Raw genomic sequence first — 26,222 nt, 5'->3', positions numbered from 1 at the left:
TCAGGCCTCGACAGCGTGCCACTGCTTGCTCAGGCGCTTGTCCGAGACCGGCAGCTTGGTACCCAGCTGCTGGGCAAACAGCGATACCCGGTACTCCTCCAGCAGCCAGCGATACAGGCTGAGCTGGGCATCGCGTTTGCCTTCCTGGCCGTGTTTGCCCAGGCGCGCCTGGTACTGCTCCCAGTAGCCCGCCAGCTCGCCGCTCCACACCCGGTCGCGCTGCACCTGGCCGGCGATCTTGTCCAGACGCTGCTCGATGGCTTTCAGATAACGCGGCACTTCCTTCAGCCACTGCGCCGGGGTTTCGCGGACAAAACCGGGATACACCAGATTGCTCAGCTGCAGCTTGATGTCATTCAGCGCCATGGCCTGAGCCAGGTCGATCTTGCCCTTGAAGCGCTTCTGCAGGCCGTGCCACAGTTTGAGGATTTCCAGGCTGAGCCTGGCCAGGCGCTCGGCATCGCCGGTCCAGTCGCCACGTTTGCGCTCGGCCAGAGCGGCCAGGGCGGCACCGTCGCGCGGCAATGGCTCGCTGCCTTCGAGGATGCAGCCGTCGAGACTGGCCAGGAGAATGTCCTCGACCAGCGCATCGACCCGGCCCAATTCGCGGTACAGCAGCCCCAGCTCGGTCAACCCCGGCAACTTGCCGCGCAAGAACTTGGCCTGCTCAGCCAACTGCTGCAAGAGCAAACGCTGCAAGGCACGGCGGTGCTGGAACTCGGCTTCGGCCAGGGTCGGGAAGCGTCCTTCCTTGACCACGCCGGCCTCCTCCACCAGCGCCGGGTAAACGGTCATCGACAGGCCGGCGACCTGCTGCTGGGTCTTGGCGGCCACCTCACTAAAGGCCTTGGCCTCCACCGGCTGTTTGCTCTTGGCAGTTTTCGGCAGGGCCAGGCCGGCCTGGGTCGCCTCGCTAAAGCGCGCGGTCAGCTCACTCAGGTCGCGGCCTTCGCCCAGGGGTTTGCCCTGGTTGTCGACCACCTCGATATTCATCCGCAGATGGCCTTCCAGTTGCGCCGCGGACTCGACCCAGGCGTCCTCGCTGACCCGCGTGCCGGTCATGCGCGTCAGCTCGCGGCCGAGGGCCTCGGGCAGGCTGCCGTCGGCAAAGCTGATCTTGCCCAGGGCTGCGCCAACAAAATCCGGCACCGGTACAAAGTTCTTCCGCAGCGCCTTGGGCAGGCCGCGCACCAGGGCCATGCACTTGGCCTCCAGCAGGCCCGGCACCAGCCATTCCAGACGCCCGGGCGGCAGTTGCGGCAACAGCGGCGCAGGCACACGCAGGGTCACGCCGTCGCGCGGGTGATTGGGTTCGAAGTGATAACTCAGCGGCAGGGTCAGTTCGCCCAGGCGCAGGCTGTCTGGGTACTGGGCGGCGGTGATTTCCTTGGCGTCACGGGCCAGTACGTCCTCTTCGCGCATGATCAGCAACTGCGGGTTCTTCGCGCTCTCGCTCTTGTACCAACTGTCGAAGGTGGCGCTCTGGTAGATATCCGCCGGCAGGCGCGCCTCGTAATAAGCGAACAGGGTTTCATCGTCGGCGAGGATGTCGCGGCGGCGCGCCTTGGCTTCCAGTTCGTCGAGCTTTTCCAGCAGCTGGCGGTTGGCGGCCAGGCACTTGGCGCGCGAGTTGATCTCGCCAGCGACCAGGCCCTCGCGGATAAACAGTTCGCGGCAGACCACCGGCTCGACGGGGCCGAAATGCACCGGCCGGCGACCGACCACGATCAGGCCGTAGAGGCTGATCTGCTCGAAGGCCACCACCTGGCCGCGCTTCTTCTCCCAGTGCGGTTCCAGATGGTTTTTCTTGATCAGGTGGCCGGCCAGCGGCTCGATCCAGTCCGGCTCGATCTTGGCCACCATGCGCGCGAACAGCTTGGTGGTTTCCACCAGCTCACTGGCCATCAGCCAGCTGGGTTTCTTGCGACCGATCACCGAGGACGGGTGCACCCAGAAGCGCCGCTGGCGAGCGCCGAGGTAGTCGCCGTCTTCGGTCTTCTGGCCGATCTGACTGAGCAGGCCAGCGAGAATCGCCTTGTGCACGGCGGCATAGCCTTTGGCGCGTTGAGCGGCTTGGTCTTTCTCGGCCAGTTCCTTTTCCTTCTGGGCCGCCGCTAGCTGGCGATCCTGGGTAGTGGGTGCCTGAGCCTTAGCCCGTTGCTCGCTCCTACCCGGCTCGCTCGCGGGTTTGCCTAGCTGCAAATCACGGGTAATCAGCACCAGCTGGCGATGCGCGTCGCGCCATTCACGAAGACGTAAATAGTTGAGGAAATTCTTTCGGCACCAGCTGCGCAGTGCGCTGGAGCCCAGCGCCTGGCGCTGCTCCTCGAAGCCGCGCCAGAGGTTGATCAGCGCGGCGAAGTCGGAATCGACGTCCTTCCACTGCGCATGGGCCTGGTCGGCAGCCTGCTGGCGATCGGACGGGCGCTCGCGGACATCCTGCACCGACAGCGCACTGGCGATAATCAGGATTTCTTCCAGACTGCCCTGCTTGGCCCCTTCCAGCACCATACGGCCCAGGCGCGGGTCCACCGGCAGGCGCGCCAACTGGCGGCCCAACGGCGTCAGCTGGCCCTCGCGGCTGACCGCCGAGAGCTCCTGCAGCAGGTTGAAGCCGTCACTGATGGCCTTGCCATCCGGCGGTTCGATAAAGGGGAAGGCGTCGATCTCGCCGAGGCGCAGATGGAGCATCTGCAGGATCACCGCGGCCAGGTTGGTGCGCAGGATTTCCGGGTCGGTAAAGGCCGGGCGGCCGTTGAAGTCTTCCTCGCTGTACAGGCGGATACAGATGCCTGGTTCGACCCGCCCGCAACGGCCCTTGCGCTGGTTGGCGCTGGCCTGGGATACGGCCTCGATGGGCAGGCGCTGGACCTTGGCGCGGTAGCTGTAGCGGCTGATCCGCGCGGTGCCGCTGTCGATCACATAGCGAATACCCGGCACGGTCAGCGAGGTCTCGGCGACGTTGGTGGCCAGGACGATCTTGCGCGCGCCCATGGGCGCGAAAATCTTCTGCTGCTCGGCCGGGGTCAGCCGCGCATACAGCGGCAGCACTTCGGTCAGGCGCAGGTTGGCCTTGCGCAGCACCTCGGCGGCGTCGCGAATCTCGCGCTCGCCGGGCAGGAATACCAGCACATCGCCGGGGCGCTTGCCTTCGGCTTTCTCGAAGGCACTGATCTCATCCAGGCTGGCGAGCAGTGCCTGATCGACGGACAGGTCTTCCTCGACCCGGTTGCCGTCTTCGTCCTGCTCGGCCGTCAGCGGTCGGTACCAGGTGTCCACCGGGTAGGTACGGCCGGACACCTCGACAATCGGCGCGCCATCGAAATGCGCGGAGAAGCGCTGCAGGTCGATGGTCGCCGAGGTAATGATCAGCTTGAGATCGGGCCGGCGCACCAGCAGGGTCTTTAGAAACCCCAGCAGGAAGTCGATATTCAGGCTGCGTTCGTGGGCTTCGTCGACAATGATGGTGTCGTACTTTTCCAGGTAGCGATCATGCTGGGTTTCCGCCAGCAGGATGCCATCGGTCATCAGCTTGATCAGGGTGCTGTCTTTGCTCTGGTCCTCGAAGCGCACCTGATAGCCGACCAGCTCGCCCAGCGGCGTGCCAATCTCCTCAGCAACCCTAGTAGCCACGCTGCGCGCCGCCAGACGCCGCGGCTGGGTGTGGCCAATCAGGCCATGCACGCCACGGCCCAGCTCCAGGCAGATCTTCGGCAACTGGGTGGTCTTGCCGGAACCGGTCTCCCCGGCGATCACCACCACCTGGTGCGCAGCGATGGCCGCCTTGATCTCGTCGCGCTTGGCGGCAATCGGCAGCGCATCGTCGTAGCGCATGGCCGGCACGCTACGCCTGCGCGCCTCGACGCGGGCCGTGGATGCCTCGAAGCGCTGCAGCCACTGCGCCAGTTTGGCCTCGTCCACCGGCGTCTGCTTGCGCAGATCAAACAACTGGCGGCGCAGGCGATGACGGTCGCCCAGCAGGGCCTGGTCGAGGTTTTTCAGCAGTTGATCAAAGGCGGGGGCAGCGTCGGTCATCGGGCAATCGCGGGGTGGGGTCAAGGGGAAGGGCAAGAGGGAGGCGATTGTCGCAGATTTACCGGCAGGAAAACGACCGAGGGGACAGAAAGCAAAAAGCCCATCGGCGATGGGCTTTTGCATTAGGGCATGGGCTTAAACCGCAGACACATCGTCGGCCTGCAGCCCCTTCTGCCCCTGGGTTACCGCGAACTCGACCTTCTGCCCTTCGAGCAGGGTGCGATGGCCTTCGCCACGGATGGCGCGGAAATGTACGAATACGTCCGCGCCGCTCTCGCGCTGAATAAAGCCATAGCCCTTGGAATCATTGAACCACTTGACGGTGCCTGTCTCGCGCTCAGCCATTATCGGTGCCTCCAGCATGCAGTTTTTATTGTTTGGCGTAGCCTGCAGGCGCGTGCCCGGCCATCGCCGAAGGTCGAGTATAAAACAGCGTTTATGGCTGCAAAGCACTTTTTACATATAAGGCTGCAGGCCATATAGGACAGGCTATGCAGCGATATTCATGAGGCGCAAAGCTGACGTAGGATGGGTTAGCCGCGTAGCGGCGTAACCCATCACAAGGGCCCGAATGGCCTATTTAGTCGCGCTCGGACCAGAGCACGCCGCCGGTGGCCCAATCGCTTTTCTTCACCTCCTCGAAGATCACATCCACCGCGCCGGCATCGCAGCCAAGCACTCTAGTGGAGGCCTCGGTAAGGGCTTTGGCGTATTCGCGTTTGATCTCGGCGGAGCGACCTTCGAATATTTTGACCAGGATGGTGGGCATCTAATAATCCTCAAAACAGGGGAAACAGGACTGCTAGATCGGTCACGGCGATCGGCTTGGCGCAAATGCGCGGGGCATTATGACGTGGGTTATGGTTTTTGGCTGCAATGCTATGAAGCGCTGAAATACCTGTAGGAGCGGCCTTGGCCGCGATGCTTTATGACCTTGATCGCGGGCAAGCCCGCTCCTACAAGAGCATCACGCCCCCTGTGTCGATAAAAACAAAGGGCCGCTCTAAGCGGCCCTTTGAGGTGGTGGCAGATCAGCCGTGCTTGCGCCGACGCCATAACCACAGGGCCAGCACCCCGAGGGTCAAGAGTACCGGCACCAGGACGATATTGAGCAGTTTGAGGCTACGTCCCAGGGCTTCGATATCGGCATTGAGCTGGTAACGCACCTCGCGCAGCTCCTTGCGGATCGCCAGTTTCTGCTGCACGAAGCGCTGCACCGCCGCCTGCTGTTCGGGGGTCAGTTCGAGCATCTTGCTCGGGTCGTCGCTGCGCTGCAGGGCCGCCAGTTGCTGCTCGGTTTCCGCCAGGCGCGCCTGCAGGGTCTGCTCCTTCTCGCGGAACTGCACTTCGGCCTCGCGCTGAATCCGCTCCACCACCTCGAACGGACGGCTGAAGCGCCCCCGGGAACGCACGCTGATCAGCGCATCGCTGCCGGCCAGGTTGTCCAGGGTGTTGATGGCGAACGCGGCGTTGTCGGCCCAGGGCTGAGGGATGCGCTGGCCGAAGAACTCCTGCACCTGCACCCACATGCGGTCGGTAAGCATATCGGTGTCGGCCACAACTATGACGTTGATGGTGTCGGCTTGTTTGAGGCCATCCTTCTGCCCCTCGATGCCTTCCGGGTAGGCCGATTGCGCCGGACCGCTGATGCGCGCGGCCAGGGTGTAGCGCTCGCCGGTGGGTTCAAGCTCGCGGATCAGCTCCTCGGGGTTCTGCAGCATGCCGAAGCGCTTCACATCGAAGGGCATGGCGTACTGCGAGCTGCGGATCAGCGGGGTGAACTGGGTCTTGGCCCCTTCCAGCGGCTCCAGTATGCCGGCGCTGGCCACGGTGATGGTTTCCAGCGCGGCGCTGCTGATGTCGTCCTGATCCAGAGCATTTTTCGGCAGACTCAGCCAGGCGGCGTGACGCACCGGGCGCTGACCCTGGCCCATGCTCACTGACATGGCGTAGGAGCCGTCGCCGAGCACCTGCTCGGGCACCATGCGCAGCCCCCAGGCCTGGAACAGCCCGGGCAGGTCGGAGGCCTTGTCGAGGACCATTTCGCCGGGCATCTCGGCCTGGGTGTCGGCCTCGCTGAACGGGTCGACAAAGGCCAGCAACTTGCCGCCGCGCAGGACGAACTGATCAATCGCATACAGCGTCTGCTCGGGCAGCTGCTTGGGATGGATCAGCAGCAGTACCGACACCTGTTCGGGAATCAGATCGATATCGGCTTTCAGGCTCTCGATCTGGAACAGCTGGCGCACTTCCTCGATCAGCATCCAGGGCGGCGTCGGCTGGCGTGCGGCCATATCGAAGCCACCGTTAACCGGCAGCCCGGACAGCACCCCGACCACCGGCCGCTCGGGTTTGGCCAGGCTCTGCACCAGGCGGCTGAGCTCGTATTCGAGGAACTCTTCCTGATCCAGGGCGAAGAAGGGGATGACCTGGGTCAGGCCTTCGGCGTTCTTGCCGGCCAGGCCGAAATAGATCGAGTCGCCGCCCTGTTGCAGGGGAATGCCCTGCAGGCCGAGTTCGGCGGCCTTGTCTTCGTCCTCGGAAAACGGCGCGGGGTCGATGACCTTCAGCTTGAGCTTGCCGTTCGCCTCGCGCTGGTAGGCCTCGAGCATCTCCTCGACGCGCTTGGCGTAGGTGCGCAGCACCGGCAGTTCCTTGGTCGCGGCGTCGGAGTAGAAGAAGTTCAGCTCCAGCGGCTGGTCCAGCTCCCGCAGGATCTGCCGGCTGCCGTCGGTCAGGGTGTAGAGTTTCTGTTCGGTCAGGTCCAGGCGGGCATTGCTCAGGCCCAGGCCGGCGAACAGGTTGAAGGCGAGAAACGCCAGGGCAATGAGTACGAGCCCGGCGCTGGAAAGCATCAGCTTTTTCATGGGCGGCCTCAGTCAGCTTTCTTCAGGTCGATAACCACCGCGGTCGCGGCCAACCAGGCGGCGATCAGGGTGAGGAAAAACAGCAGGTCGCGCAGATCGATCACGCCCTTGCTGATCGCATCGAAGCGGGTCAGGAAGCTCAGCGAAGCCACCGCGTCCACCAGCCAGGGCGCGGCCCAGCCGCTGAAGCCGTCGAGCACCATGGGAAAGCCGCTGACGATAAACAAAAAGCACACGCTGACCGCCAGGATAAAGGCGATCACCTGGTTCTTCGCCAGCGCCGACATGCACGAACCGATGGCCAGGTAGGCCCCGCCCAGCAGCCAGCTGCCGATATAACCGGTAAGGATCGCGCCGTTGTCCGGCTCACCCAGGTAGTTGACGGTGATCACCATCGGGAAGGTCAGCAGCAGCGCCAGGCCGGCAAAGGCCCAGGCCGCGAGGAACTTGCCGGTGACCGCCTCGAAACGGGTGATCGGCAGGGTCATCAGCAGTTCGATGGTGCCGCTCTTGCGCTCCTCGGCCCACAGGCGCATGGCAATCGCCGGCACCAGAAACAGGTAGAGCCAGGGGTGGAAATTGAAGAACGCCGACAGGTTGGCCTGACCATTCTCGAAGAAGCCGCCGAGGTAGAAGGTGAACACCCCGGACAGCACCAGAAAGATCAGGATAAATACGTACGCTAACGGCGTCGCGAAATAGCTCGCCAGCTCGCGCTTGAAGATCACCGGTAGCTTGGTCATACGCTCTCCCCCCGGGTAAGGCTGCGGAACACTTCGTCCAGCCGCCCGCGTTCGACATTCAATTCACGCACCCGCCAGCCGCGCTCGGCGATCAGCCCATTGACCTGCGGGAAGATCACCTCGCCCGGCTTGGCCAGCACGCTCAGGCTGTGTTCCAGGGCGTTTTCCTCGACCCCGAGCACACCCGGCAGCGCCGCCAGCGCCGCTTGGTCCAGCGGTTCTTCGGCCACCAGGGTGACCGCCTGGTGGTAGCGCGAGCGACTTTCCAGCTCCAGCGGGGTGCCATCGGCCAGCAGCTTGCCGTGGGCGATGACCACGGCGCGGGTGCACAGCGCCGAGACTTCTTCGAGGATATGAGTGGAGATGATCACGATCTTGTCGTAGGCCAGGCCCTGGATCAGCTTGCGCACCTGATGCTTCTGATTCGGATCGAGGCCATCGGTTGGCTCATCGAGGATCAGCACCCTGGGGTCATGCAGAATCGCCTGGGCCAGGCCGACGCGGCGCTTAAAGCCCTTGGACAGGGTCTCGATGCTCTGCTCCAGCACCGCCTCCAGCTCCACCTGGGCGACCGCCTTGGCCACCCGTTCGCGCTTCTCGGCAGCCTTGAAGCCGCGCACCTCGGCGATAAATTCGAGGAAGCCGCGCACCGTCATGTCGCCGTAGCAGGGCGCGCCTTCTGGCAGGTAACCGATCAGGCGCTGGGCCTTGAGGCAGTCCTTCTGGATATCGAAACCAAGGATGCTGGCTGAGCCTGCGGTCGGCGCAAGAAAGCCGGTGAGCATCTTCATGGTGGTGGATTTGCCGGCACCGTTGGGGCCGAGAAAGCCCAGCACTTCGCCGGGTTGGACGCTAAAGGACAGATTGTCCACGACGGTATGCTGGGCAAAACGCTTGGTCAGGTTTCTTATTTCGATCATGGCCTCTCACCATTGCGGTAACAGGCCCTGCTCGCGACCCGTGCAGGTGCAAGCCGGGCGTTTAAATGCCGGCGGACTATAAGGAGTCGGCCAGGGCCAGTGCAAGCCGGGAACCCTGGGGTCATGCCGGGCTAGCGGCTAGCGCAGCCCCGTAGGATGGGTTAGCCGCCCAGGCGCTAGGTGGCAAGCGCGCATTCTAGGCGCTGCGTAACCCATCATTCGGCGTGCCTGCTGATGCCGCGTAAGCCAAGCTAGATTCAACGAATCAAGCAGTTACAAGATTTTGCCGCTAGGCCAGCGATCCGGCACACTACGCCCCCCCGAGCAAATGCTCGTTTTGCCAAGCCAGCAGACTCCGTATGACCCGATCCCCGTTCCGCCGCCTCGTTTTTGGCACCCTGCGCCGCGTGCTGTACCTCTGGGTGCGCTCGGAAACCATCAACCAGTCGGCCTTTACCCTCAAGCTCGACCGCAGCAAGCCGGTGTTCTACGTGCTGCAGCTGCCGTCGCTGAGCGACCTGGCGGTGGTCGACACGGAGTGCCGCAAGGCCGGTCTGCCGCGCCCGGTGCTGCCGGTGTCGGTGGGGGCGCTGGAGGAGCCGGCGGCGTTCTTCTACCTGACCCCGGAGCCGGACTGGCTCGGCCGCCAGGACAAGCGCGGCACCTCGCCGACCCTGCAACGCCTGGTCAGCGCGCTGAGTCAGCATGCCGTGGACGATGCGCAGATCGTTCCGGTCAGCGTGTTCTGGGGCCAGTCGCCGGACCGCGAAACCAGCCCCTGGAAGCTGCTGTTCGCCGACAGCTGGGCGGTGACCGGGCGTCTGCGCCGACTGGTGAGCATCCTGATCCTGGGGCGCAAGACCCGCGTGCAGTTCTCCACGCCGATCCATATGCGCGAGCTGGTGGAACAGGACAAGGGCCACGAGCGCACCCTGCGCATGGTCCAGCGCATCCTGCGGGTGCACTTCCGCAACCAGAAGGCTGCGGTCATCGGCCCGGACGTGTCGCACCGGCGCAACCTGGTCAAGGGCCTGGTGCACGGCCCGCAGGTGCGCCAGGCGATCCTCGACGAAGCCGAGCGCGAACACATCACCCTGGAAAAAGCCGAAAGCCAGGCCCTGCGCTACGGCAACGAGATCGCCTCGGACTACACCTACACCGCCATCCGCTTCCTCGAACTGGTGCTGAGCTGGTTCTGGAACAAAATCTACGACGGCATCAAGGTCAACCATATCGAAGGCGTGCAGGACGTCGCTCAGGGCCACGAGGTGATCTACGTGCCCTGCCACCGCAGCCATATCGACTACCTGCTGCTGTCCTACCTGCTGTTCCGCAACGGCCTGACGCCGCCGCATATCGCCGCCGGCATCAACCTCAACATGCCGGTGATCGGCGGCCTGCTACGCCGTGGTGGTGCCTTCTTTATGCGCCGCACCTTCAAGGGCAACCCGCTGTACACCGCGGTATTCAACGAGTACCTGCATACCCTGTTCAGCAAGGGCTTCCCGGTGGAGTACTTCGTCGAGGGCGGCCGTTCGCGCACCGGGCGTATGCTGCAGCCGAAAACCGGCATGCTGGCCATCACCATGCGCAGCTTTTTACGCAGCAACCGCCTGCCGGTGGTGTTCGTGCCGGTGTATATCGGCTATGAGCGGGTGCTGGAAGGCCGTACCTACCTGGGCGAGTTGCGTGGCGCGAGCAAGAAGAAGGAGTCGATCTTCGACATCTTCAAGGTCATCGGCGCGCTCAAGCAGCGCTTCGGCCAGGTCTGGGTCAACTTCGGCGAGCCGATCAAACTGGCCGAATTCCTCGACACCGAGCAGCCGGACTGGCGCAGCCAGGACTATGGCAGCCAGTTCCGCCCCGAGTGGCTGAACAGCGCCACCAATCGCCTCGGCGACAAGGTGGCCCAGCACCTCAACGAGGCGGCGGCGATCAACCCGGTCAACCTGGTGGCCCTGGCGCTGCTCTCCACCAGCAAGCTGGCCCTGGACGACCGCGCCCTGGCGCGGGTGCTCGACCTCTACCTGGCGCTGCTGCGCACGGTGCCCTATTCGCCGCACACCACCTTGCCGGAGGGCAACGGCCAGGCGCTGATCGAGTACGTGCAGAAGATGGATCTGCTCGCAGAACAGAGCGACGCCCTGGGCAAGATCCTCTACCTGAACGAGCACAACGCCGTTCTGATGACCTATTACCGCAACAACGTGCTGCATATCTTCGCCCTGCCGGCGCTGCTGGCGAGCTTCTTCCAGAGCAGCGCGCGGATGAGCCGCGAGCAGATCCTGCGCTTTACCCGCGCACTCTACCCCTACCTGCAATCGGAGCTGTTTATCCGCTGGGAGCTGGACGAGCTGGACGCAGTGGTCGATCAGTGGCTGGCCGCCTTCGTCGAACAGGGCCTGCTCAAGTTCGAAGGCGAAGTCTACGTACGCCCGGCCCCCAGCTCGCGCGAATTCGTCCTGCTGACCCTGCTGGCCCGCGCCATCGTGCAGACCCTGCAGCGCTTCTATATGGCCACCGCCCTGCTGCTCAACGCCGGGCAGAACGCCATCAGCGCCGAAGAACTGGAAGACCTCTGCACCGTGATGGCCCAGCGCCTGTCGATCCTGCATGGCCTGAATGCCCCGGAGTTCTTCGACAAGAGCCTGTTCCGCCACTTTATCCAGAGCCTGCTCGACGAAGGCGTGCTGCGCCAGGACGAAGCCGGCAAGCTCAGCCACCACCCGCTGCTGGCCGAACTGGCCGAAGGCGCGGCCAAGCGCGTACTGCCGGCGGAGATTCGCCTGTCGATCCGCCAGGTGGCCATGGACAGAAACGAGGACGTGGCCGAGCCGGTGTAAGTCGATGCTGGGCTTCATATGGCAGATAAGCGGAGGGTCTACAACAGCCCACGCATCCTGTAGGAGCCAGCTTGCTGGCGATGTTTTCACCTACAGCCGCAGGGTGGATGACGCTTTATCCATCCACCAAATCGCGGTGGTGGATGAGAAAGGCGTCATCCACCCTACGGGGCCACAGGCCTTGTAGACAACCCTAGGAACGACCACAACCGTCCGGCAGATCACCATGGCCCCAGGCAACGACAAACCCGCCAAACCTTCCCGCGCCGAATTCCACCAGGCCAACCAGGCCCGCGCCGAGGCCGAAGCCCAGCGCCTGCTGGCGACGCAAGCCGAACTCGGCCCACGCTGGCTAAGCTGGGTAGCCGCAGAGCTTTACGCCCTCAAACCCGCCGCCTATGCGCAGATGGTGCGCCGCGAACTGCAACGCCTGCGCGAGCGGCCATAGCCGCAGGCCCTCGCTAGTGGCCTGTACGGCGAGTTGGTTAACTCAAGTTCGGATGACTGAGGTTCTGAGACAAGGCGCAGCGACGAGTCATAGCGGCTATGGCGAGGAGCAGCAACGCAGTATCGGGACCTCAGGAGCCGAAATTGACTAATTGAACTCGCCACACAGGCCACTAGGCCGCGTTTGCCTATACCCGCGACTGGGTTAAGCTCGACTGACATTCACCCCCACAAGGATGCCCCCATGATCCGTCTGATTGCCCTCGGCACCGGCCTACTGCTGTCCGCCAACGCCTTCGCCCTGTCCATCGCCGACCTGAGCCAGACCGACGCCAGCGGCGGCCTCAAGGACGCCCTGATCCAGGGCGCGCAGGTGGCGGTCGAGCAACTGGGCGCGCCCGGCGGTTTCAGCAACAACCCGGACGTGCGCATCGAACTGCCGGGCAACCTCGGCAAGGCGGCGAAAACCATGAAGATGATGGGCATGGGTGCCCAGGTGACGCAGCTGGAAACCAGCATGAACCAGGCCGCCGAAGCCGCGGTGCCCCAGGCCCAGGCCCTGCTGGTCGACTCGGTCAAGAAAATGACCGTACAGGACGCCAAGAGCATTCTCGCCGGCCCGCAGGACTCGGCCACCCAGTACCTGAACAAGACCAGCCGCGAACAGATCCGCGCCAAGTTCCTGCCCATCGTCCAGCAAGCCACCAATCAGGTCGGCCTGGCCCAGCAGTACAACGCCTTTGCCGGCCAGGCGGCGAGCTTCGGGGTGATCGATGCGAAAAGCGCGAATATCGAAAGCTATGTCACCGAACAGGCGCTGGACGGCCTGTTCGAAATGATCGCCAAACAGGAAGCCAGCATCCGCCAGAACCCGGCTGGGGCGGCGACCAGTTTGGCGAAGAAGGTGTTTGGGGCGTTGTAGGAAGGGTTAGCCGTAATACTCATGAGTTCATCGCATACGAAGAAACAATTCGAGCGCTTCCTGCTGGAGCAATTCTTGGCGGCCGCACAGATTGAAGCCGAAATCGTTGATGCCAGCAATGAGGCACCCGACGCGATCATCCGCGTTGGTGAAGAGCTTGCTGGCGTCGAGATAACCGAGCTATTCAAGGACCAACCAGGAACTAGTGGTTCTCTTCAAGGCCAAGAGTCACTGGCGCAACGAATCGTCGCTAACGCGAGTCAGCTCTACCGCGAGTCTGGGGCTCAACATGCGCACGTATCTGTTCACTTCGCCCCTGGCAGAGACCTCCGAAAAGTAAACCGAGATGAAACAGCGTCAAGACTGGCAACGTTCGTTCAAACCCAGGCGCTTGTACCCGGACAACTAATTAAGTGGAGGCCGGACTACGTCACAGACACACTTCCAGATGTCATCAGCATGGTCAACATGCTGGGCGTCCCGGAAACCAGCATGGCGCACTGGTCTTCACCAAGCGCTGGGTGGGTCGCGCCGATGACCAATGAGATTCTTCAAACAAGAGTAGATGAGAAGGCTGCTCTTCTTCACAAGTACGTCCTGCGAGTCAAGAAGAACTGGTTGCTTCTAGTTTCTGACGGAACGAAACCATCGCAGTTATTCGAGTTGCCAACTAAAGAAGACGCCTTGGCAGTCGTGAGCTCATTTGATCGAACGTTCTACCTCAGTCGATTCAAAGGTGTAGTCCTTGAGCTCGGAACGCCCGGGAATGCCGCCGCCCCCTCAATCAAGAAGACGTCACCCAGCAAGCCGGACGCAGCATCTCATCTCAAACGTTAGGTAACTCGTAGGATGGGTTGAGCGCAGCGATACCCATCAAGTACCTAACGTCCGCCACATATGCATTGACTGTGAATCACCTTTTCGCCCTTACGCCGAGTTACTTTCTCTTTGCTTGTGCAAAGAGAAAGTAACCAAAGAGAAAGCACACCCGACATACGGGTCTGGCTGCGCCAGACTTCCCTCGCTCCGGTGCTATTCCGAGGGTCGTCACGGTGGGCCATCCCTGGCCCATCGTTCCTCGTTTGGCATCCATGCCAACCCCCCCTCTCCACAGCGCCTACGCTCGGCCTCCTGACGGGATTCGGGGACCGAGTTGTCTGGGCTATTTGTGGAAGGCAGAACGAAGGGCAAAAGCGGAGCAAAAGCAGAAGCATCGCGGCCAAGGCCGCTCCTACGGATTCGTAGGATGGGTTGAGCGCAGCGATACCCATCAAGCAGCAATCACCGCAACATGTTTTTTCTTTTCGACCCGCGATCAAACAGACGACGCCAAACGCCCCATCAGGAGGCCGAGTGGAATCGTTGTGGAAGGGAGCGAGCCGCATGGATGCGGCGAGAGGCGTAAAGGGCCAGGGACGGCCCTTGTACGCCGGCCCCTGGAGCAATGATGGAGCGAGGAAACGGAGCGAAGCGCAGTAACAGCCGAAGGCTGGCCCGCAGGGTGAGCGCAGCGAATCAAGTCGACGAAGTCGGGCCGGATGCAAGGGGCAAGACTTTTTGGTTACTTTTGGCGGGGCCGGCCACCCGGGCGTCTGTCCAGAAGTGACCCGCCGTAAGGACGAAGCGCAGTAACAGCCGAAGGCTGGCCCGCAGGGCGAGCGCAGCGAGTCAACCGATAGCCGGAACGCTGCACAAGCGGCGTAAGCAAACCGAATTCAGCGCTGGCGGCACCATCGCATCGCGGGCATGGCCCGCTCCTACAACTTGCTTATAAACGCCACAGCAGCCGGCTTAGCACCTATAGCTCGTCTCCTCGCCGCTGTCCGGGTCGGTGCAGGTAATCGTGGCGGTGCGGAAAATCAGGTCGACGAACAGGTGGCAACAATGCTCGCCGGCGCGCCAGCCCATGGAGACGCTGGACAGGTTCGACTGGTGCAACTCGAACTCGCCGGCGAAGGCCGGGTGGGTCGAGCGCAGTTCCATCAGGCTCAGCAGGCGCTGCACCACTGGGGCTTGCAAGGCCTGTTCGGCCTCGTCCAGTGAATAATGGTGACGGTTGATTTCCCGCGCCTCGCCGGTTTCCTCCATCAGCTCGGTGTCGTTATGGCCGGCCAGCAGGCCGACGTAGTAGACCTGTGGAATGCCGGGGGTGAAGAACTGGATCGCCCGCGCGGCGATATAGGCGTCCTCGTTGCCCTGCAGGGCATCGAAGAAGGTGCAGGTGAGCTGGTAGATCGCGCCGACGCTGTGCACGTTGGCGGCCGAGCGGCGCAGAATAGGGTCGGCGCTGCGCTCCGAGACGTTCTGGATCAGCGCCTCGATATGCTCACGCGGCAGGATCTCCTCCACATCCGGAATGCAGATGCCGTCGTGGGTGTCGAGCACGGTGATCTGGTTGTGCGGGCACATGCGCAGCCAGGACTTGAGGTACTGGCTGTTGGCGTCGAGCAGCGTGTACAGCAGCAGCGGCGGCAGGGCGAAGGCATAGGACCACATGCCGCGCGCCGAGATGGCGTACTGCCAACTCGGGTGGTCGTGCACCTCGGGCAGCAGTTCTATGCCGCTGGCCGCCGCCGTGGTCTTGAACCAGTCGAGGATCTGCCACACCTGCGGCTCGACCAGAAAGCAGCTGGTGCCGACCTTCTTGGTGGTATAGCCGAAGGCATCCAGGCGCAGCAGCTTGACCCCGCGCGCGGCGAGATAGGCGATGCTGTCGGCCATCATCCGGTAGGTCAGCGGCGAGTCGAAGTTGAGGTCGATCTGCCGTTCGCTGAAGGTGCACCAGACCCGTCCGCGGCTGCCGTCGGCGAAGGTGATGTCGCGGAACGGTTCCTTTTCCTTGCGGATGTGGATCTTGGCCAGATCGTCCGGGCTGATCTCGCCCAGGCTGTCGACGTCGATAAACAGCTCGGCCCACTGCGAGGCCTTGCCCTTCTCCAGGTAGTCCTGGAACTCCGGCGATTCGTCGGCCAGGTGATTGAGCACCAGGTCCAGACAGACATCGTAGTGCGCGCTCAGGCGCTCGATGTCTGCCCAGGTGCCGAAGCCCGGGTCGATACGCTTGTGCGTCAGCGGCGAGAAACCGCCGTCGGCATTGGAGACAAAAGGCGGCAGCACATGCACCCCGCCCACCGCGCGCCCGAGCTGGTGTTCGACGAAATTGGCCAGGTCGGCCAGGCCCGTACCGATACGGTTGGGGTAGGCGATCAAGTGGACGGTATTTTTCAGCGGCATGTGAAGTCTCCCCGAATTCATGGAATTTCAGCTGCCTGCTACAGCGAACGGCCCGGGCCAGCCCGCGCAGAAATCAGGCCTGCAGACAACGGCTAACGCGCAAAAGAGCCTGTCCGCCGGCCGTTGTCCGCCACAACCCTAACAGCTCGAGGCCGACAGATGGGCCGACAGCATCCAGCAACATCGGTTCGATGGCACCCAGAAGGGATCGAACAAGGGGCCATATCGCGGTTATCTGGCGTGCGCCGCAGCGTTTGAGTGGAAGCGGCCTCCCCCGTAGGGTGCGCCGTGCGCACCGAGAAACCATGGCTTAGGCGGGTGAGCATGGGGGTATGGCGAGACGCCAAACGCTTCGCGGGCATGGAACTAGGCGTCCCCACCGTTCCTACGATGTCCGGTGGTGGCCGTGGGTTTGGCGGTCCGATTGAAAACAAACCTGCATAAAAAAGCCAGACCCTGGGATCTGGCTTTTATTGGCTTCAACCGTCTGCTTACCCCGGCTGACGCTCCGTTTCCCTGACCCGGAACCAGGCGGCATAGAGCGCCGGCAGGAACAGCAGGGTCAGCGCCGTGGCGACGATCAGGCCGCCCATGATGGCCACTGCCATCGGCCCGAAGAACACGCTGCGCGACAGCGGGATCATCGCCAGCACGGCGGCCAGGGCGGTCAGCACGATGGGGCGGAAGCGCCGCACCGTGGCTTCGATAATGGCGTGCCAGCGGTCCATGCCGGCGGCGATATCCTGCTCGATCTGGTCGACCAGGATCACCGAGTTGCGCATGATCATCCCCGACAGGGCGATGGTGCCGAGCATGGCGACGAAGCCGAACGGCTGGCGGAAGATCAGCAGGAACAGGGTCACGCCGATCAGCCCCAGGGGCGCGGTGAGGAACACCATGGCCGAACGCGAGAAGCTTTTCAGCTGCAGCATCAGCAGGGTCAGCACCACCACGACAAACAGCGGAATACCGGCGTTGACCGACTTCTGCCCACGACTGGAGTCCTCCACACTGCCGCCGACTTCCAGCTGATAGCCGTCCGGGAGCACGGCGCGGATCGGCTCCAGGGTCGGCAGTATCTGCTTGACCAGGCTGGCCGGCTGTTCCTTGCCGTACACGTCGGCGCGCACGGTGACGGTGGGCAGACGGTTACGGTGCCAGATCACGCCTTCCTCGAAGCCGTACTCCAGGGTGGCGATCTGCGCCAGGGGCACACTGCGGCCGTTGTCGGTGGGCACCGCCAGGCTCGGCAGCAGGCCCAGTTCCTTACGTTCGCTGAGGGTGCCGCGCAGGAGTATCTCGATCAGCTCGTTGCCTTCGCGGTACTGACTGACCGGCGAGCCGGTCAGCGAACTCTGCAGGAAGCGCGACAGGTCGGCGGTGCTGACGCCCAGGGCACGGGCACGTTCCTGGTCGATATTCAGGCGCACCACCTTGCTCGGCTCCTCCCAATCCAGGTGCACATTGGCCACATGGGGGTTGTCGCGCACCTTGTCGGCGACCTGACGGCCCAAGGCGCGCACCTCGTCGATATGCTCGCCGGAGACGCGGAACTGCACCGGGTAACCCACAGGGGGGCCGTTTTCCAGGCGCGAGATACGGGTGCGCAGGGTGGGGAATTCGTCATGCAGCAGGTCGATCAGCCACAGGCGGATCTTCTCGCGCTCCTCGATGCTTTTCGCCAGCACCACGAACTGCGCCACGCTGGCGGCCGGCAGCTGCTGGTCCAGCGGCAGATAGAAGCGCGGCGAGCCGGTGCCGACATAGGCGACAAAGTTGTCGATGCCCTCATGGCCGCTGAGCAGTTGCTCCAGGCGCTTGGCCTGCTCTTCGGTGGCGGCCAGCGAGGCCCCCTCCTCCAGCTTCAGGTCGACCATCAGTTCCAGGCGGCCGGAAGCCGGGAAGAACTGCTGCGGAACAAAGCGGAACAGCAGGATCGAGCCGACGAACAGGCCAATGGTCAGCAGGATCACCGTCTTGCGCCGACGCACACACCACTCCACGGCCCCGCGCACGCGCTGATAGAACGGCGTCGAGTAGGGGTCATGGCCCGCGGCGCTGCCGCCATGCTTGGCCGCGTGCAGCTTGGCCAGATCCGGCAGCAGCTTGGCCCCCAGGTAGGGCACGAAGACCACGGCGGCGATCCACGACACCAGCAGGGCGATGGTCACCACCTGGAAGATCGAACGGGTGTATTCGCCGGTACCGGACATCGCGGTGGCGATCGGCAGAAAGCCGGCGGCGGTGATCAGGGTACCGGTGAGCATGGGGAAGGCGGTGCTGGTCCAGGCGTAACTGGCCGCTTTGACACGATCAAAGCCCTGCTCCATCTTGATCGCCATCATCTCCACGGCAATGATCGCGTCGTCGACCATCAGGCCCAGGGCCAGTACCAGCGCTCCGAGGGAGATCTTGTGCAGGCCGATGCCGAGGTAGTACATGGCGGCGAAGGTCATCGCCAGCACCAGGGGAATCGACAGCGCCACCACCAGGCCGGTACGCAGGCCGAGGGAGAAGAAGCTCACCAGCAGGACGATGATCACCGCCTCGGTCAACACGCGGACGAACTCGCCCACCCCGGTCTTTACCGCCGCCGGCTGGTCCGAGACCTTGCGCAGCTGCATGCCGGCCGGCAGGGTTTCCTGCAGGCGGGCGAATTCGCCCTCCAGCGCCTCGCCCAGCACCAGGATGTCGCCGCCGGCTTTCATCGATACCGCCAGGCCGATGGCATCCTCGCCCATAAAGCGCATGCGCGGTGCGGGTGGATCGTTGAAACCGCGCTTGACCTCGGCCACATCGGCGATGCGGAAGGTGCGCTCGGCCACGCGAATGGGGAAGTTGCGGATCTCCTCGACCGTCTCGAAACGCCCGGTGACGCGCAGCTGCACGCGGTCGCTGGTGGTTTCGAAGAAGCCGGCGGCGGCCACCGCGTTCTGTTCTTCCAGCGCCTGCTGCACCGCAGCCAGCGGCAGGCCGAGGGTGGCCAGCTTGGTGTTGGACAGCTCGATCCAGACCTTTTCGTCCTGCAGGCCGAGCAACTCGACCTTGCCCACGTCCTTGACCCGCTGCAACTGCAGCTGGATACGGTCGGCGTAGTCCTTGAGCACGGCGTAGTCGAAACCATCACCGGTCAGGGCGTAGATATTGCCGAAGGTGGTGCCGAATTCATCATTGAAGAACGGCCCCTGAACGCCCTGGGGCAAGGTGTGGCGAATGTCGCTGACCTTCTTGCGCACCTGGTAGAACAGCTCGGGAATATCCTTGGAGCGCATCGAGTCGCGGGCGATAAAGGTCACCTGGGACACGCCAGGGCGGGAGAAGGAGACGATCTTGTCGTAGTCGCCGGTCTCCATCAGCTTCTTTTCGATGCGTTCGGTGACCTGCCGCGCCACTTCCTCGGCGCTCGCCCCCGGCCAGTTGGTCTGCACCACCATGGCCTTGAAGGTAAAGGGCGGGTCTTCGCTCTGGCCCAGCTTGGTGTAGGAAATACCGCCGACCACGGCCAGCAACAGCATGATATAGAGCACGATCTGGCGGTTGCGCAGGGCCCAGGCGGAGAGGTTGAAATCCATCGGGATTACTCCTCGGCCAGCAGCTGAACGGTGCGATTATCCCGATTGACCGGGCGCACCTGCTGGCCCTCGCGCAGCACCTGCACGCCGGCGGCCACCACCCAGTCGCTGGCCTGCAGGCCTTCGAGCACCGGCACGGTTTTCTCGCCATAGGGGCCGATCTGCACGTTGGTGCGCTTGAGGGTGGAGGTCTTGGGGTCGACCACCCAGACATAGGGCTGGCCCTTCTCGGCGGTCAGCGCCGACAGCGGCACCGCCAGCGGCACTTCGCCGTTATGGGCGATAAACACCCGGGCGCTCTGGCCCAGTTCGGCCGGCACCTTGCCTTCGGTGAAGGCCACCCGGGCAGCAAAGGTACGCGACTGCGGGTCGGCCGACGGCGACATCTCGCGAATGCGCCCGGAGAAACGCTGATCCGGCTGCGACCACAGCTCGACGGCCACGTCCTGGCCGACCTTGAAGCGCTCGAAGGCCTGCTCCGGCAGACTGATCAGCACTTCGCGCTCGCCGTCGGCGGCCAGGGTAAAGACCGTCTGTCCGGCCGCCACCACCTGCCCCACTTCGACCATGCGCCGCGCCACCACGCCATCCTCGGAGGCGCGCAGCACCGCGTAACCGGCCTGGTTGTTGGCCACGTTGAATTCGGCCTTGACCTGCTTCAGCCGCGCGCTGCCTGCGCGATAGGTGTTCTCGGCATTGTCGTACTGCGAACGGCTGACCAGGTTGCGCCCCAGCAGGGTCTTGTAACGGTCACGCTCGGCGCGCACCAGCTGCAGATTGGCTTCGGCGGCGGCGACCTGGGCGCGCATGGCCTCAAGCTGCAGGCGCACGTCCTGGGGGTCGAGCTCGGCCAGGGGCTGGTCCTTCTTCACCCGCGCGCCCACCTCGACCAGGCGCTTGCTCACCTTGCCGCCGATGCGAAAGGCCAGCTCCGGCTCCAGGCGCGCGCGCACCTCACCGGGGTAGGCGTCCATCAGATCGCCCGATAGCTGCGGCTGCACCACCATGGCCGGGCGCACGGCGACCTCAACCGGCTCGCCATTGCCGCAGGCGGCGAGCAATGCAATTAAACTGGCAGGCAAGGCGACAGACAGGGCTTGGCGGAACATGATGGCTAACCTTTCAGGAGGCTATGGAATATTTAAACTGACGGGTATAGTAAAAATAGCAAACTCACTAGTCCAGTATTAAAAACGACCAATGCCAAACAAAGTGTTACCACCCAGCGGCCCCGGCCGCCCCAAAGACCTGGCCAAGCGCCAAGCCATTCTCGAAGCGGCGAAAGCCCTGTTCCTGAACAAGGGCTACGACGGCAGCAGCATGGACGCGATTGCCGCCGAAGCCGGGGTATCCAAGCTCACCGTGTACAGCCACTTCACCGACAAGGAGACCCTGTTCGCCGCCGCGGTGCAGTCCAAGTGCGAGGAGCAGCTGCCGGAACTGCTGTTCGAGCTGAGCGAAGACGCGCCGATCGAGCAGGTGCTGCTAAATATCGGCCGCGGCTTCCATGTCCTGATCAACAGCTGCGAATCGGTGGCGCTGCACCGCCTGATGGTCAGCCTGGCCGCGCAGGACTCGAAGCTGTCAAAGATGTTCTACGACGCCGGACCGCAACGAGTGCTGCATGGTTTGGAAGAGCTGCTGCGCCAGGCCGATCAGGCCGGCAAGCTGCGCATACCCGACCCGCTGAGCGCGGCGGATCAGTTCTTCTGCCTGATCAAGGGCGGAGCCAACTTCCGCCTGCTGATCGGCTGCGGCGAAGCCCAGCAGGGCGAGGCCGCCGAACAGCATGTGCGCGATGCGGTGGGGGTGTTTCTGCGCGCCTATCGGGCTTGAGCAAGACAAACTGCCGGCGGGCCATGCCGGCTGCGGCTTACGACAGTTTCTTCTTCGGATAGATGTCGTAACGGCTGGACTTGCCCTCCAGGGCATAGCCCGGCTTGGCTCCGTCGATCAGCGGGGCCTTGCGCGGACGCTTGACCACCACCCGATGGCTGGCCAGGTTCAGCGCCGCTTCGAGCAGGGCCGGCGCGTCCAGGTCATCGCCGACAAAGGGCCGGAACAGGCGCATCTCCTTCTTCACCAGGGCGCTCTTGTCGCGATGGGGGAACATCGGGTCGAGGTAGATCACCTGGGGCGGCTCGCCCTGCCAGGCGCGCATCAGCTCGATGGCATTGCCCGTCAGCAGGCGCATCTGCGCGGCAATCGGCGCGACATCGCGGTCCAGCGCGGCGCGGGCCAGGCCATCCTCGAGCAAGGCGGCGATCAGCGGCTGACGCTCGATCAGGGTCATGCTGCAACCCAGGCTGGCCAGCACGAAGGCATCGCGACCCAGGCCGGCGGTGGCATCCAGCACCCGCGGACGCACCCCGGCCTGCACCCCGACCGCCTTGGCGATCATCTGCCCGCTGCCGCCGCCAAACAGCCGGCGATGGGCCACCGCCCCCTCGACAAAGTCCACCCTGACCGGCCCGGGTGCCTGGGGGCCCAGCTCGACCAGCTGCAGACCGCCCTCGCCCAGTTGCAGGGCAAACTCGCTGTCGCCGTCCAGCGGCAGATCCAGGCGCGCGGCCCAGGTTTCGGCCGCGACCTGCAGATGAGGGGTCAGGGCCTGCATACGAATTCGGGCTGTTAGCCGCTTATCACTCATCAGAAAATCTGCTCAAAAATCACTCAATGGGCCGCCAGGGCAAGCGCTAACCCGCGTGGGCGGCATTTTGCCAGACCCGCCAGCATCCCGCCGCAGCGCGTTCGCCGACGGCCTGCCACGCAAGCGGTTAACGGCACATCCGCCACAGGCCCATATCCACATGGAAGTGATCGCGGTGAGCGGCGTTGTACTCCGGCCCCAGGGTGGTGTTGAAGCTGTTGCACGCCGCCTGCTGGACCTGGCGCAGGAACTGCGCATTCTCGCCCTGCTTGGGCCAGTCGTGCAGCACGCTGATGCGCCGGCCATCTGCCAGGCGAAAACCGACGATATCCAGCGCATTGGCCGAGGCATGCTGGCTGCGCCGCTGGCCACCGGCGATGCTGCGACAGGCAAAGCTGCCGACATGCTCGACCTGCACCACCGGCTGGCCGAACGCGGCCTGAGCCGCGGGCTGCAAGCCGTGCCGCTCGAACAGGGCAAAGGCCGCCGCCAGCGGACAACTGGCCAGAAAACTGCTGCTGAACTGCACGCCGGAGGCCTGCACCCGCAGGGCATTTTCCAGCGGACAGTCGGCCTCGGGATTGCCATCGCGCTGCAGGGTGTAGCGCATGGGCGAGGTGCTCAGGGCTTGCCGGCACAGCGCGGGGTTGTCCTGCAGCCGCCAGAGCTTGAAGCCGGTAAGCAGATTGGGCGTCTCGCGGATATCCAGCAGCGCCCAGGGGTTCCAGCGCGGCGGCACATCCAGCAGGCCACGCCAAACCGCCAGCAACAGGCCGGCGAGCACGACACAAAGGATAAGCAAGGCGCGAAACAAGGTCATGCCGCGCAGCCTATCAGAGCAGGCCCAGCTGCTCGACCTCGGCCTCGCTGTGCAACTCGGGCAGCGCCACCAACCCCGGCAGCCTGAGCATCAACTGCCGATGAAAACGCTCGGCCAGCTGCGGAGCCAGGCGGTTATCCGAGGTATGCAGGAAGACGTAAGGCGTGCGGCCCTCTTCGACCCAGCCCGCCACCTTGTCCAGCCAGGGCTGCATAAAGGAATCATTGGCCGTCAGCTCGGGATGACCGATAAAGCGCAGTTGCGGTGACTGGCTAAAGGCCGTCGGCCGCAGCGGCAGGCGTGGTTTCTTGGCCTGTGCGTGGAGCACCGCCGGCGCGCTGGACAGGCAACTGAACAAGGCCCGCGAATCCAGACAGATACGTTCGATGCCCCGCTCATGCAGCAGACGGTTGAGCGCCCGCTCTTCATCGCCCCTGGCGAAGAACGCCGGATGGCGCACCTCGACGGCCAGCTCGCCAGCCGCCCAGGGTTCGATAAACCCAGCCAGCTCAGGCAGACGCGCCGGGCCGAAACTGGCCGGCAACTGCAGCCAGTACGGCGCAACCCGCTGCCCCAGCGGGGCCAGCAGCCGACGAAAGTCCTCGGCCGCGCCCAGCCGCTCGCGCAGGTCGCCGCCATGGCTGACTTCCCGCGGCAGTTTCGCGCAGAAGCGCAGATGCGCCGGCATGCGCTCGGCCCAGCGCGCCACGGTCTCGACAGAAGGCGGTGCATAGAAGGTGGTATTGCCTTCCACGGCATTGAACACCCGGCCGTAGCGCGCCAGGAAATCTGCCGGATGGCAGCGCTGGGGATACAGCGAACCGCGCCAGGCCGGCTCGCTCCATGACGGGCAGCCAAGGTAATAGGGAAGCATCGGATTCAGTTCTGTCTGATCAGGCCCCTCACCCTTTCGGGGAGAGGGACACAGGCCAACGAAAGAGTCAGGCGTAGAGGTCGAGACCCATGACCTGCTGGGCATCCGCATCGACGGCGAAGCTGGCGGTGGCGTTGTAGCTGGCCAGGGCCTGGGCCGCACGGTTGTTCAAGGCAGGTTGATAGCGCTGATCCTGCAGGCGCGCCGGCAGGCTGTCGCTGCTGGCATTGCCGCCATCGACCTTGCGCACCTGGGGCGTCTGCTCCAGGCCCTGGCTGCTGGCGGGCGAAGCCGGCTGCTCGCGACGCGCCTCGATCTCGCGCTGGGCTTCGCGATACGGGGTAACCGCAGCGCCCGCGCGGGCACTGCGATCTGGCAAGTATGAGGGGGTAAAACCGTCGATTCGCATCAGTTACTGCTCGGCTGTTCAGCCAACGATGGATACAGGTTACGGCAATTTAGCCTTGCTGGCAGCGCTTGGCAATCAACCACTGCCGGCAGGCTCCTAGGTGCGACGGAAGGTGCCGAGGCCGGGCGGGCAAACGGGCTCAGGCCGGTGCCTTGGGCGTGGCGACCTTGTCGCGCAGGTATACCGGCTGGGCCTGGTCGGCGTCCACCGCTTCGCCGCGCTGCCAGGCGAAATGCGCCAGGCTCAGCAGGTCTTCGGCATGGGGCAGCATGGCCGCGTCCTGGCCCGTCACCGCCAGCGGAATCCGCGCGCCGAAGGTGCCCCAGCCGGTGCCCGCACCGAACCACTCGCCACTGGCGTCGCGGGGCAGGCTGGCCTGCTCCGGCGGCAACACCGCTTCGAGCCCCTGCAGGCGCATCTCGCCCTGCTCGGCGCGGTAGCAACCCCAGTAGATTTCGTCCATGCGGGCATCGATGGCCGCCGCCACCTGCTGCGCGCCGTGCTCGCGCAGGCTGCGCTGGGCCAGCACCGCCAGGTTGGACACCGGCAGCACCGGGCGCTCGAGGGCAAAAGCCAGGCCCTGGACCACGCCGATGGCGATGCGTACGCCGGTAAAGGCCCCGGGGCCGCGACCAAAGGCAATGGCGTCGAGCGCCGACAGCGGCACCCCGGCATCGGCCAGCAGCTGCTTGATCATCGGCAGCAGGCGCTGGGCATGCAGACGCGGGATCACTTCATAATGGCTGAGCACCTGGCCGTTATGCAGCAAGGCAACGGAGCAGGCTTCGGTGGCAGTATCCAGGGCCAGGAGAGTGGTCATTGCATTCGGACAGGTGACGAAATGGACCGGCATTAGAACGGCTTGAGGCTTTTTTTTCCAGCGCAATCACTGGCACGCTCACGGGCCCGCCGGGCAGCTGGCGGGCACCGGGCCCGAACAGACCCGGTGCGCACTCAGCCAACAGCGGCTTACCAGGCCTCGATCACGGTCTCGGCTTCCCAGGCTTTCAGGGGTGCCTTGGACCAGGTGCCATAGCCCGCATTGGGAAAGACGATCCACTCGGCCCCCCATTTGTCCGCTTCGGCGGCCACGGTGGCGCGCTGATCGACCAGCGGCGTCTTGCGGAAACGCCCATCGAAGTCGTGCAGCGTATCGCCCAGCAACAGCACGATCTGATGATCGTCGCTGACGATGGCGCGCCGCTCGACCTTGGGTGGGCCCAGCAGCAACACACTGTCTTCGGAGATCTGCGGCAGCCCCAGCTTGCTCAGGGTGGCCAGGGTGTGGGGCTTCTGCTCGTCGGCACGGTCCGAGATATAGCGAATGGTCACACCCAGGCTGTCGGCGTGCTCAAGGAATTTCTTCGCACCGGGAATCAGTGCCGGGGTGCCGTCGCGTTCCCAGGGCAGCCAGGTGTCCCAGGCGTCATAGGTGTGACAGTTGGCCAGATCCCGCGCCAACAGGGCGCTGTTATCGATGACGGTTTCATCCAGATCGGTCACGATGGCCAGCTTGGACGGATCTTTCGCGGCGGCCACTGCCGCATCCAGCTTCAGCGTCGCGATGTTATAGGCCTGCAGCTGCAGGGCCTGAACTTCCGCCGACTGTTGCTGGAAACGCAGGCCCATGGTGAACTCGGCAACAGTGCAGTCCGTCTTGGGCTTCGCCTGGGTATCGGCGAAGGCCGCAGGACTCCCCACCAGCACTAACGCAAGGCCCAACCAGATGGCACTCTTTGCTCTTTTCTCGGTCATTGAATGCGCTCTCTTCCTTAGTATGGGTTAAGGCATAAAGTCTACGACCCTCTCACCGTGGTATAGACCAGAACCGATGCTAGTCTAGGCGAGCAAGGTTACTGTTCTGTGAACGACGCTCAGCGAGTCCA

20 protein-coding genes are annotated in these 26,222 nt (G+C 64.0%); 5 read left to right on the top strand and 15 right to left on the bottom strand.

Annotated elements, in window-relative coordinates; genetic code table 11:
* The 6 genes from hrpA to AACY13_RS05295 form a co-directional block, all read right to left on the bottom strand.
* Positions 1-4,035: an ATP-dependent RNA helicase HrpA gene (gene hrpA, locus AACY13_RS05320; RefSeq protein ID WP_339459801.1), complete on the bottom strand. Its 4,035-nt coding sequence runs from the start codon at positions 4,033-4,035 to the stop codon at positions 1-3.
* Positions 4,036-4,170: 135 nt separating this feature from the next.
* A complete protein-coding gene (locus AACY13_RS05315; protein ID WP_090251540.1) occupies positions 4,171-4,380 on the bottom strand; it encodes a cold-shock protein in 210 nt (69 codons plus the stop codon).
* A gap of 235 nt (positions 4,381-4,615) precedes the next feature.
* The gene (locus tag AACY13_RS05310) at positions 4,616-4,804 is read right to left on the bottom strand and encodes a 4-oxalocrotonate tautomerase (RefSeq protein ID WP_339459798.1); all 189 of its coding nucleotides are present in this window, start codon (positions 4,802-4,804) and stop codon (positions 4,616-4,618) included.
* Positions 4,805-5,066: 262 nt separating this feature from the next.
* Positions 5,067-6,902, bottom strand: coding sequence for a GldG family protein (locus tag AACY13_RS05305; protein WP_339459797.1), 1,836 nt, complete (start codon positions 6,900-6,902; stop codon positions 5,067-5,069).
* Between the two features lie 8 nt (positions 6,903-6,910).
* The gene (locus tag AACY13_RS05300) at positions 6,911-7,645 is read right to left on the bottom strand and encodes an ABC transporter permease subunit (RefSeq protein ID WP_339459795.1); all 735 of its coding nucleotides are present in this window, start codon (positions 7,643-7,645) and stop codon (positions 6,911-6,913) included.
* On the bottom strand, positions 7,642-8,565 hold the full coding sequence (locus tag AACY13_RS05295; RefSeq protein ID WP_339459793.1) for an ABC transporter ATP-binding protein: 924 nt from the start codon (positions 8,563-8,565) through the stop codon (positions 7,642-7,644). The genes AACY13_RS05300 and AACY13_RS05295 overlap by 4 nt, the downstream gene beginning before the upstream one ends.
* Positions 8,566-8,924: 359 nt before the next feature.
* Here AACY13_RS05295 and plsB point away from each other — a divergent pair, with 359 nt between their 5' ends.
* From plsB to AACY13_RS05275, 4 genes are all read left to right on the top strand, one after another.
* Entirely contained in the window at positions 8,925-11,408 is a 2,484-nt protein-coding gene (gene plsB / locus AACY13_RS05290) for a glycerol-3-phosphate 1-O-acyltransferase PlsB (RefSeq protein ID WP_339459792.1), read from the top strand.
* Positions 11,409-11,634: 226 nt separating this feature from the next.
* The gene (locus tag AACY13_RS05285) at positions 11,635-11,856 is read left to right on the top strand and encodes a hypothetical protein (RefSeq protein WP_339459791.1); all 222 of its coding nucleotides are present in this window, start codon (positions 11,635-11,637) and stop codon (positions 11,854-11,856) included.
* Positions 11,857-12,099: 243 nt separating this feature from the next.
* A complete protein-coding gene (locus AACY13_RS05280; protein WP_339459790.1) occupies positions 12,100-12,777 on the top strand; it encodes a DUF4197 domain-containing protein in 678 nt (225 codons plus the stop codon).
* Between the two features lie 21 nt (positions 12,778-12,798).
* Positions 12,799-13,614, top strand: a complete 816-nt coding sequence (locus tag AACY13_RS05275) for a hypothetical protein (protein ID WP_339459789.1) — start codon at positions 12,799-12,801, stop codon at positions 13,612-13,614.
* Between the two features lie 954 nt (positions 13,615-14,568).
* Here the strand turns inward: AACY13_RS05275 and gtfA are convergent.
* From gtfA to AACY13_RS05260, 3 genes are all read right to left on the bottom strand, one after another.
* Positions 14,569-16,011 (bottom strand): sucrose phosphorylase, encoded by a 1,443-nt coding sequence (gene gtfA, locus AACY13_RS05270; protein WP_339459788.1) that lies wholly within the window; start codon positions 16,009-16,011, stop codon positions 14,569-14,571.
* 491 nt (positions 16,012-16,502) lie between these two features.
* Positions 16,503-19,583, bottom strand: coding sequence for an efflux RND transporter permease subunit (locus tag AACY13_RS05265; RefSeq protein WP_339459787.1), 3,081 nt, complete (start codon positions 19,581-19,583; stop codon positions 16,503-16,505).
* 5 nt (positions 19,584-19,588) lie between these two features.
* Positions 19,589-20,692, bottom strand: a complete 1,104-nt coding sequence (locus tag AACY13_RS05260) for an efflux RND transporter periplasmic adaptor subunit (RefSeq protein ID WP_339459785.1) — start codon at positions 20,690-20,692, stop codon at positions 19,589-19,591.
* A 91-nt stretch (positions 20,693-20,783) separates the two neighbouring features.
* Between AACY13_RS05260 and AACY13_RS05255 the strand changes: the two genes are divergently transcribed.
* The gene (locus AACY13_RS05255; protein ID WP_339459783.1) at positions 20,784-21,419 is read left to right on the top strand and encodes a TetR/AcrR family transcriptional regulator; all 636 of its coding nucleotides are present in this window, start codon (positions 20,784-20,786) and stop codon (positions 21,417-21,419) included.
* Positions 21,420-21,456: 37 nt separating this feature from the next.
* On the opposite strand, the gene AACY13_RS05250 is transcribed toward AACY13_RS05255, so the two are convergent.
* The 6 genes from AACY13_RS05250 to AACY13_RS05225 all read right to left on the bottom strand — a co-directional run bounded on the left by AACY13_RS05250 (position 21,457) and on the right by AACY13_RS05225 (position 26,091).
* The gene (locus tag AACY13_RS05250; RefSeq protein WP_339459782.1) at positions 21,457-22,233 is read right to left on the bottom strand and encodes a class I SAM-dependent methyltransferase; all 777 of its coding nucleotides are present in this window, start codon (positions 22,231-22,233) and stop codon (positions 21,457-21,459) included.
* Positions 22,234-22,360: 127 nt separating this feature from the next.
* Positions 22,361-23,053 (bottom strand): extensin-like domain-containing protein, encoded by a 693-nt coding sequence (locus AACY13_RS05245; protein WP_339459780.1) that lies wholly within the window; start codon positions 23,051-23,053, stop codon positions 22,361-22,363.
* A 13-nt stretch (positions 23,054-23,066) separates the two neighbouring features.
* On the bottom strand, positions 23,067-23,927 hold the full coding sequence (locus tag AACY13_RS05240) for a DUF72 domain-containing protein (RefSeq protein WP_339459778.1): 861 nt from the start codon (positions 23,925-23,927) through the stop codon (positions 23,067-23,069).
* A 67-nt stretch (positions 23,928-23,994) separates the two neighbouring features.
* Positions 23,995-24,336 (bottom strand): hypothetical protein, encoded by a 342-nt coding sequence (locus tag AACY13_RS05235; RefSeq protein ID WP_339459777.1) that lies wholly within the window; start codon positions 24,334-24,336, stop codon positions 23,995-23,997.
* Between the two features lie 139 nt (positions 24,337-24,475).
* Positions 24,476-25,156 (bottom strand): tRNA (adenosine(37)-N6)-threonylcarbamoyltransferase complex dimerization subunit type 1 TsaB, encoded by a 681-nt coding sequence (gene tsaB / locus AACY13_RS05230; RefSeq protein ID WP_339459776.1) that lies wholly within the window; start codon positions 25,154-25,156, stop codon positions 24,476-24,478.
* A gap of 149 nt (positions 25,157-25,305) precedes the next feature.
* Complete coding sequence (locus AACY13_RS05225; RefSeq protein WP_339459775.1) at positions 25,306-26,091, bottom strand: 5'-nucleotidase, lipoprotein e(P4) family; 786 nt, start codon at positions 26,089-26,091, stop codon at positions 25,306-25,308.
* Positions 26,092-26,222 lie beyond the last annotated feature (131 nt).

It is taken from the genome of Pseudomonas sp. EA_105y_Pfl2_R69, assembly GCF_963970915.1.
Taxonomy (GTDB): domain Bacteria; phylum Pseudomonadota; class Gammaproteobacteria; order Pseudomonadales; family Pseudomonadaceae; genus Aquipseudomonas.
The sequence above is the reverse complement of the archived record's forward strand: the minus strand, read 5'-3'. Positions and strand labels throughout refer to the sequence as shown.

Bases quoted from the DNA above. Each gene is read 5' to 3' on its own strand.
- AACY13_RS05275 (WP_339459789.1), top strand. From the start codon at position 12,799: ATGAGTTCATCGCATACGAAGAAACAATTCGAGCGCTTCCTGCTGGAG.
- AACY13_RS05300 (WP_339459795.1), bottom strand. From the start codon at position 7,645: ATGACCAAGCTACCGGTGATCTTCAAGCGCGAGCTGGCGAGCTATTTC.
- hrpA (WP_339459801.1), bottom strand. From the start codon at position 4,035: ATGACCGACGCTGCCCCCGCCTTTGATCAACTGCTGAAAAACCTCGAC.
- AACY13_RS05245 (WP_339459780.1), bottom strand. From the start codon at position 23,053: ATGACCTTGTTTCGCGCCTTGCTTATCCTTTGTGTCGTGCTCGCCGGC.
- AACY13_RS05295 (WP_339459793.1), bottom strand. From the start codon at position 8,565: ATGATCGAAATAAGAAACCTGACCAAGCGTTTTGCCCAGCATACCGTC.
- AACY13_RS05240 (WP_339459778.1), bottom strand. From the start codon at position 23,927: ATGCTTCCCTATTACCTTGGCTGCCCGTCATGGAGCGAGCCGGCCTGG.
- tsaB (WP_339459776.1), bottom strand. From the start codon at position 25,156: ATGACCACTCTCCTGGCCCTGGATACTGCCACCGAAGCCTGCTCCGTT.
- AACY13_RS05260 (WP_339459785.1), bottom strand. From the start codon at position 20,692: ATGTTCCGCCAAGCCCTGTCTGTCGCCTTGCCTGCCAGTTTAATTGCA.
- AACY13_RS05305 (WP_339459797.1), bottom strand. From the start codon at position 6,902: ATGAAAAAGCTGATGCTTTCCAGCGCCGGGCTCGTACTCATTGCCCTG.
- AACY13_RS05310 (WP_339459798.1), bottom strand. From the start codon at position 4,804: ATGCCCACCATCCTGGTCAAAATATTCGAAGGTCGCTCCGCCGAGATC.
- gtfA (WP_339459788.1), bottom strand. From the start codon at position 16,011: ATGCCGCTGAAAAATACCGTCCACTTGATCGCCTACCCCAACCGTATC.
- plsB (WP_339459792.1), top strand. From the start codon at position 8,925: ATGACCCGATCCCCGTTCCGCCGCCTCGTTTTTGGCACCCTGCGCCGC.
- AACY13_RS05280 (WP_339459790.1), top strand. From the start codon at position 12,100: ATGATCCGTCTGATTGCCCTCGGCACCGGCCTACTGCTGTCCGCCAAC.
- AACY13_RS05255 (WP_339459783.1), top strand. From the start codon at position 20,784: ATGCCAAACAAAGTGTTACCACCCAGCGGCCCCGGCCGCCCCAAAGAC.
- AACY13_RS05315 (WP_090251540.1), bottom strand. From the start codon at position 4,380: ATGGCTGAGCGCGAGACAGGCACCGTCAAGTGGTTCAATGATTCCAAG.
- AACY13_RS05265 (WP_339459787.1), bottom strand. From the start codon at position 19,583: ATGGATTTCAACCTCTCCGCCTGGGCCCTGCGCAACCGCCAGATCGTG.
- AACY13_RS05225 (WP_339459775.1), bottom strand. From the start codon at position 26,091: ATGACCGAGAAAAGAGCAAAGAGTGCCATCTGGTTGGGCCTTGCGTTA.
- AACY13_RS05235 (WP_339459777.1), bottom strand. From the start codon at position 24,336: ATGCGAATCGACGGTTTTACCCCCTCATACTTGCCAGATCGCAGTGCC.
- AACY13_RS05285 (WP_339459791.1), top strand. From the start codon at position 11,635: ATGGCCCCAGGCAACGACAAACCCGCCAAACCTTCCCGCGCCGAATTC.
- AACY13_RS05250 (WP_339459782.1), bottom strand. From the start codon at position 22,233: ATGAGTGATAAGCGGCTAACAGCCCGAATTCGTATGCAGGCCCTGACC.